Raw genomic sequence first — 6,925 nt, forward strand, 5'->3', positions numbered from 1 at the left:
GATTACCTGTCGAGTGGCTGATCTGACCGGTGCGCGCCAGGCGCCGCCAAATGAGAAGATTGCGATGCCGGGGGGCGTCCGCACCAGAGCACCGGCATCTCCTCGAACCCGCCGGTAATGATCTCCTTGCGCAACTTCAGTTCTTCGGGCGCCACGGCCAGGCGCAACGCGGGAAAGCGCTGGAAGATCGAACCGAATATGGCCTTCAGTTCCAGCCTCGCCAGCGCCGCCCCGATGCAATTGTGCTGCCCGTAGGAGAACGCCAGGTGGGGATTTGCGTCGCGTCCGATGTCGAAGACTTCCGGGTCTTTGAAATGGCGCGGATCAAACGAGGTCGCCGGCAGGCCGACCAGTACTTTGCTCTCCGCGGGTATATGCACGCCCGCGATGTTAACGTCGGTCCGGGGATAGCGCATGATGCCGTCCCACCCCGCGCCAGGCGAATACATGCGCAGTATTTCTTCCACCGCCTTGTCCACCAGGGAAGGATCGCGGACCAGGCGTTCGCGCTGTTGCGGATGGCGAAACATGGCCAGCAGGCCGAATTCGATCTGCGCGACGGTGCTCTCGTGCCCCGCCACCAGCACGCCCGCCGCGAGGCCGATCGCCTCTTCCTCGGTCGCTTTGCCCTGGTCGACCGCGGCTAGCAGATCCGTCAGCAGGTTATCGCCCGGATCCTGTCGCTTGCCCCGTATTTTGCCGTGGATGTAGGCGCGGAGCTCTTCCCAGGCCAGGCCGGACGCGCTGCGCGGGCCGCTTTCATGCTGGTGCGTCATCACCTCGTCGGAGAGCCCTGCGAAAAAGGCGTGTTCCTCGAAGGGCACGCCCATCAGCGCGCTGATTACCTTGGCCGGAAGCGGAAAGGAGAGATGGCGTCGCAAGTCCGCGGGCTGGGGCTGAACCGCCAGCGTATCGAACAACTGCACGGTGATCGCCTCGACCTGCTGCGTAAGCAGCTTCACCCTGCTGTTGCTGAAGGCCGGCGCCACGATCGTGCGTAACCGAGCATGCTCGTCCCCTTCGTGCGAGACCAGCCATCCCGGCGAACCGAGAATGACCGAATCTGGGGTGAAATCCGCCGGAGGCATTCCCGCGGGCCGGAATGCCGCGTCAGACAGCACCGCCTTGGCCTCGTCATAGCCTGTCACCCACCAGCATTCGTGCCCGGACGGAAGGCGCACGCGGTGGATCGGACCCTTGGCGCGTAGCGCCAACATCTCGGGCGAGGGCTCGATGTGATCGACCCGCCACATCGGCAGCGTCGGCAAGGATTGTTCGGACATGGTGACGCTTCACTCTTTAAGCCCGGAAGGGGCGGAAGATGACGGGCGGACTGCGGGCAGCAAATGAGTTAAGACAGCGTGTAGACGACGTCCTCCTTGGCGATTGCCAGCGCCAGATCCTCCGGCCGCACGAACGGCGGGGGGAAGGCACGTCCCAATTTCAGGCGCGCCAGCGCAGCGCCCACGCACAGATGCGGCCCCTGGCCGAGGGGCAGGTGCGGGTTTTGCAGCCGGTTGAAATCGAACATGTCGGTAACGCCATAGGTCGGCCGACCGTAGGAATTCGCGCAGCAGGTTCGACCCCACCCGCCCACCGACCCGTCCGCAAACATAACTTCCAAACCAGTCCCACACGCCCGGTTTCCCGCCTGGCTCAAGGTCCGCCGCTTTGGCTGTACCGCTCGCGACGTGTGTGGCTCGCAAACGAAGAACTCTAGATCGCATCCAACACTCCTCACATTTTCCCGGCGCACAACCGAGCCACTATCATTGCCACAGCAAACCATCGGACCTCACGAGACGCGAACAGCGACGCGCCGCCCGAAGACCATCGCGCTGCGATTGGCGACATACCGTGACCAGAGCAAATCGCGTGCCGAAGTGAATTCGTGGGCTCAGCAGGCATTTCGTAGCAGCGCGTAGTGTCAAGCTCCCGCCATTCAGTCTCAATGCCGACAACCGCGGAGTACATGTCTGACAAAAGCCTGATCTAACGCCGGTCTGCGTCCGACAGTCGGCGACCTGCATGGGATGCCCCGAGGCGAGCTTTCGTGCAACAATCCGCGCCATCTTCGACGTCGAAGTTGCCCCGCCAGTTTTCGTCCCATGGGCGGGAACGTCGTCGACTGCGCCGCCGCGTTAAAAGCGCCGGCTTTGGGCAAATCTGACTGGACCCGCCTCGACCCTCCGGTAATAAAGTTTGCGGAGCTTATTTCCGCCAGATGCAAGTTCCGAGCTTGCAGTCATCTCGTTGACGTTGTTCTCAATGTTTCCACCCCCGCGCTTACCGAGACGGTCGAGCTTCTCGATCGGCGTAGGTCTAAAAGGCAACGGGAAACGATCAAATTTCGAGGCATGTTCTCTTCCGGAAACATGTCATCTAATCAGAAGCGGCGGTCGGCAGCAGTCGCCTTAGTCGGAGACCTTCTAAACCAGACGATGCCCGATCCATGCCGAAGATGAAGCAATCGGGAGACCAATGCAGCATCTCATGGACCGCCGCACCGTGGTGAAAAAAGCGGTCCTCGGTTGCTGGAGGTTGTTGAATAGTTCCATGACATCGAATTGAGCTTACGCCTGATGAATTCGGTCAATACCTACACCGCTAAGGGGTGCGCCGTTTACGCCTTGGGTCAAGCTTGGGGACGTTGGACTGCTCTGTTTTATCGCGATCACGTTTTTGTGGCTGGTCTGCCTGCCGAGTTCCTGAATGTATCGATCTGTCGCTCTCGCGCGTGGGCCGGAAGGACATAAATAGCAGGCTCAAGAAATAAACGACCTGAAGGAAAACCGAAGCCGCTAAGGTTACGGCGAACGCTTTGAAGATGGAAAGCGAGGCGGCGTAGGCCGAAACAGCGCTGGTGCACGTGACCAGCAGCAGGATGCAAAAAAAGGTTCTAAAGGGCAAGGTCTTGCTCCCGTTCGTTCGTCCAATGTTTCAACTGCGTCGACGCCGATGATTTCGCCCGGTTCGTCTACGCTATGAACGTGCATGACTTCGCCGAGAGCAGGCGTTGAAACAGCGTCTGCATGCAAAGCGGGTTGCGCCGTCGACAGCGATCAACTACTTCGGCATTCAGCTGGTGCCATAGGTTGCCAAAAGCCGGGTCAGCGCGAACACGCCAAAATGGCGACTTTTTCCTTCGCGGCTTCCAACTCGGCAAATGCACTGAACGTCTTCCGCCCTTCAGTGTTGACCTTTGTCCAGTTGAACGGGAGGCCTTCGGCAACGTAGTGAACGCCGCTTTGAGGCGTCAGCTTTCCGTTTCTCCAGCCCATGTCGGCACACTCGCGGACTCTGAGCGAATCGGCGCGACCTGGATCCTATCATTCGTCATTGCGCTCATAGGAGCACCGGGGAGCGGCGATCAATACGCACTTGCAGGCTTTCCAGTGCGCCCGCAACGATGAGGCCCTTGTTCGCCACTCGGTCCATCGGAGCAAACACAGGATCAAGCACCGGCCGGCAACATTCAAAACGTCGCGCGGCTTCCGTCATCGTTATTGACGGTGAACGATAAGGTTTACTACCGTCGCCTCCCAAAAGCGCTATCTGCCCGGCAAGAGGGATCGGGTACCCGTCAAAGATCGTGAAGGCGGTTAACCCAACTCGCAAAGCTTCTTCCCCAACAAATAGCGAGTGCATGTCGTCGAAGCGGATCATCTGAATAAGATCACTGCCAATTAAACCGGAGATCGATGCAATGCTGTTGCGATCAGGGAGCTCAGCGGCGCGAAAGATCGCACTTTCCGGCTCCAACAGATACACAAAATTTTCCATATCCTTGCCTTCTAAATTCTTGAAAAGAGCCCGTGCCCAGCTGCTTTTGACGGGAGCGAAAGCGACTCGTGCATCAACTCGGGATAGCGACAACGCGCGGCAATATGCAGATTCAGCGTGCTGTGTAAATGGTCCTGCGCCAATTCGGTTCGGTTCAATTCAAGTCACGCTCCGGACGTGTCGCTCCAATGTCGCCCATATCGTTGACTTTATTTAGATATTTGAATACGCGTGGTTTTATTCCGGCGCGCCCCCATACCAATTCCGCGCCAAACATGTACGCGACGATGTTGGACCATACCAGCAGCCGCGCAGTGGACTAAGGCGAGTTCAGCAATCGAACGTGGCGGCCATCGGCGTCGCCGCTCGTATGGCTCGACATTTGTCCCAAATTTGCGGAACGGGATCCCGACCTTGGGCAGGCTATGCAAACGGGTGCGTGTTCCAAGTTTGACGAGAGCTGTACGCTGTACGAATACCCCGGCAGAATTGGAAATCATCTCCCATGCTGCAGACGCGAGAAGCTGACGAGTGGAGCTTCTATCAAGGCACCCCTTGCGACGCTGAAGCAGAAAGAAAATTTGCAATCGGCAAGTTCCATCCGAGCATCACGACATTTGGCTAGCGCAACCGGGGCAACAGCCGCGCTCACTGTTGGCTTACTTAAAGTGTGCTGAGTGCCGCGGTCGCGAGTTCGCGCTCGGTCCCCAGGCGTTTTTGGTGCCGCGTTTTTAGTGCTATTCAAAACGCGGATGACGGCATCCAATCAATCTATTTTTCCTGATTAGCGACCTTGGTGCATGATCAAAGCGTCTAACCAAACAAGGTGATCGCGACGTCAGCGGAGAAACGTAAAAAATGCAATAGATAGGAAGCGGCAGATTTTATTGCGTATCCCGGAGAGATACTGCCGCCGCCATGTTGCTCGCTATGGCGGCGGCCCTCGGAGTGTGGCGAACAGGCCCGGTCTCCAACTACTCTGAGGACTATCGAAGAGACATATGATAACTCTCATCGACGGCTAAGGCGTCGTTGCGCAGCAGTTGATCTTCGATCTTCCCTCAGATTGCCGCACTCAGACTGCTCAATCGGCGCCGCAGATTGAAAGCCTGCGTTTGTCCGTTTGACGACAGCGGGAGGCGGGATCGCCTCCCGCTGCACAGGCGATCGAGTGATTGAAAAGCCGGCTTCAATTGTCACTTGCTCAAGTTGGCACAACCTTTGAATGTTCGCCTTCCGGGGACCAAAGCAGCCAACTGAATTCGATTATTGGAGAAAGCGACGAAGCGCATGCCAAATGTGCATCACATCGGGGTCTTGACGGTAGCGGTACCAACTGTGGACGCCGCACGTCAAACCGGCCTAGCCGTCGACCACTGCGACGATTGCCAAACACTCTATTTCAGCCGACCATGCCAGATGGGTCTCAAGTTATTTGATGACTATGTGCTCTTCCGCTTTTTTTCGCGCGCACTTGAAGAAATTGAGATGGGGATTGCCACCGCGACCGAGGCAACCGGCCTTTCGCTTAGGGAGCTGCGGGATACAACCCGCAGTTTCCCAGCAAGGCTTATCCGCGCCTTTGCCCTGCAAGAGGCGAGTGATTGCGTGCCTGATGCGGAGGAGCAACTGTTGCGCGACATGCTCCTAGCGCATGTGCGGCCAGGCGACCCTGAGGGCGTGCGTTTTGCTAAGATCATTGCGCGACGTTCCATGCGTGAAGACCACCTCTGGCGGGATCTCGGCTTGCATGACAAAGCCGAACTTAGGAGATTGCTGTTCGCGCATTTTCCGGCGCTGGCGGCAGGCAACACCTGCAACATGAGGTGGAAAAAATATTTCTACCGCAAGATTTGCGAAGCTGAAGGCTTTTCCCTTTGTAGCGCTCCCAGCTGCAAGGAATGCGGCGATTTTAATGAATGCTTTCTCCCTGAGGAAAGCGGAAGTCTTTCTGGAGCGGCAGAGTTCGTCGGGCACGAGATCTTGAAAACGTAAAGGCCACAGATGCAATCTTGGCGGGCTTGTCCGGCGACGTTGAACCGATACGGGGGATTATTGCTCCCGATGTTGCGACTGTGCGGGCACGCGCAAATGTCGCTTTCCTAAATATGAGCGGTGATGTCGTCGTCGGATAATGATCATCGGTCCATTCTATAGCGCCTACTAAAATTGCCTTAAGCTCTTCGCCATATTCGACTACGCGATCTACAATTTGTCGGAGCTGAGCGTGCGGCCGGAAAAAAGCATCCGCGACTAGCGCTTTAACTTGATAGCTTGCTCACGATCTTTGCTGTAGCCTTCGAGCATTTCCTCCAGAATTTGGCCCGCTGACGATCGAAACCGGCTCCGTTGTCAATCTCGCCAATGGCGGAACAATCCGGGCCTGCAAGACTTCAGCTGCCAAGCTGTCGGCATTCCTCCTATTTGTTCGTGGAGACAGCATAACAGCGAGCTTGTTGTAAGCGACAATCTCTACTGTGCCTTCATATGCGTTCTGCTGATCATCCGGCCTTAATTCCGACGCGCGGTGCGAAGCCGATTGGCCGTCAATGCGGTGCCGATCTGTTTGGCTCTACGACTTGCCACACTACTTCTGTCCCTCGCCTGAGATGTAAGGATACGGACGAGATTTGTTGATCTTTGACGCAAGCGATTTCCAACCGACAAGACCTCGCAGCCGCTTCATCCAGTTTGGCGGTTTCGAGACAAGAGTTTGTCGATCCCGCCTTCGAAAGTTTGGAATTAAATAGCTGAAGATCAGCAAAACAACTGTTTTATATGCTGCTGCCCACATGGCACGGGTTTTGAAGATTGCCATGCGAGGCGGCGCGAGCTGCCTGCCTTTTACTCAGCGATGGATGGAACGAAAGAAGGAAGGCGATATGTCAGATTTGCGTCAAATCGCATTTTACGGCAAAGGGGGGATCGGCAAGTCCACCACCTCCCAAAATACGCTCGCAGCGCTTGTCGACCTCGGGCAGAAGATCCTGATCGTCGGATGCGACCCGAAAGCCGACTCCACCCGGCTGATCCTGAACGCCAAAGCACAGGACACGGTTCTGCATCTGGCAGCGCAGGAAGGTTCGGTGGAAGACCTTGAGCTCGAGGACGTGCTCAAGGCCGGCTACAAAGGCATCAAGTG

At 57.0% G+C, this 6,925-nt stretch carries 6 protein-coding genes; 2 read left to right on the forward strand and 4 right to left on the reverse strand.

Going from position 1 to position 6,925, the window contains the following annotated elements; translation table 11 throughout:
- Positions 1–2: 2 nt before the first annotated feature.
- The 4 genes from EV130_RS30535 to EV130_RS30560 form a co-directional block, all read right to left on the reverse strand.
- Positions 3–1,283: a cytochrome P450 gene (locus EV130_RS30535; RefSeq protein WP_004673818.1), complete on the reverse strand. Its 1,281-nt coding sequence runs from the start codon at positions 1,281–1,283 to the stop codon at positions 3–5.
- 68 nt (positions 1,284–1,351) lie between these two features.
- The gene (locus EV130_RS30540; protein ID WP_004673817.1) at positions 1,352–1,531 is read right to left on the reverse strand and encodes a hypothetical protein; all 180 of its coding nucleotides are present in this window, start codon (positions 1,529–1,531) and stop codon (positions 1,352–1,354) included.
- 1,579 nt (positions 1,532–3,110) lie between these two features.
- Positions 3,111–3,281, reverse strand: a complete 171-nt coding sequence (locus EV130_RS34330; protein WP_004673816.1) for a CCE_0567 family metalloprotein — start codon at positions 3,279–3,281, stop codon at positions 3,111–3,113.
- 64 nt (positions 3,282–3,345) lie between these two features.
- Complete coding sequence (locus EV130_RS30560; RefSeq protein ID WP_004673815.1) at positions 3,346–3,783, reverse strand: DUF3846 domain-containing protein; 438 nt, start codon at positions 3,781–3,783, stop codon at positions 3,346–3,348.
- A gap of 1,290 nt (positions 3,784–5,073) precedes the next feature.
- On the opposite strand from EV130_RS30560, the gene EV130_RS30570 reads away from it, so the two are divergent.
- Both EV130_RS30570 and EV130_RS30575 read left to right on the forward strand, forming a co-directional pair.
- Positions 5,074–5,778 (forward strand): nitrogen fixation protein NifQ, encoded by a 705-nt coding sequence (locus EV130_RS30570; RefSeq protein WP_004673813.1) that lies wholly within the window; start codon positions 5,074–5,076, stop codon positions 5,776–5,778.
- A gap of 887 nt (positions 5,779–6,665) precedes the next feature.
- The coding region (locus EV130_RS30575; protein ID WP_165918595.1) for an AAA family ATPase at positions 6,666–6,925 on the forward strand (260 nt) is incomplete at its 3' end.

Source organism: Rhizobium azibense, from assembly GCF_004342325.1.
Lineage (GTDB): Bacteria > Pseudomonadota > Alphaproteobacteria > Rhizobiales > Rhizobiaceae > Rhizobium > Rhizobium etli_B.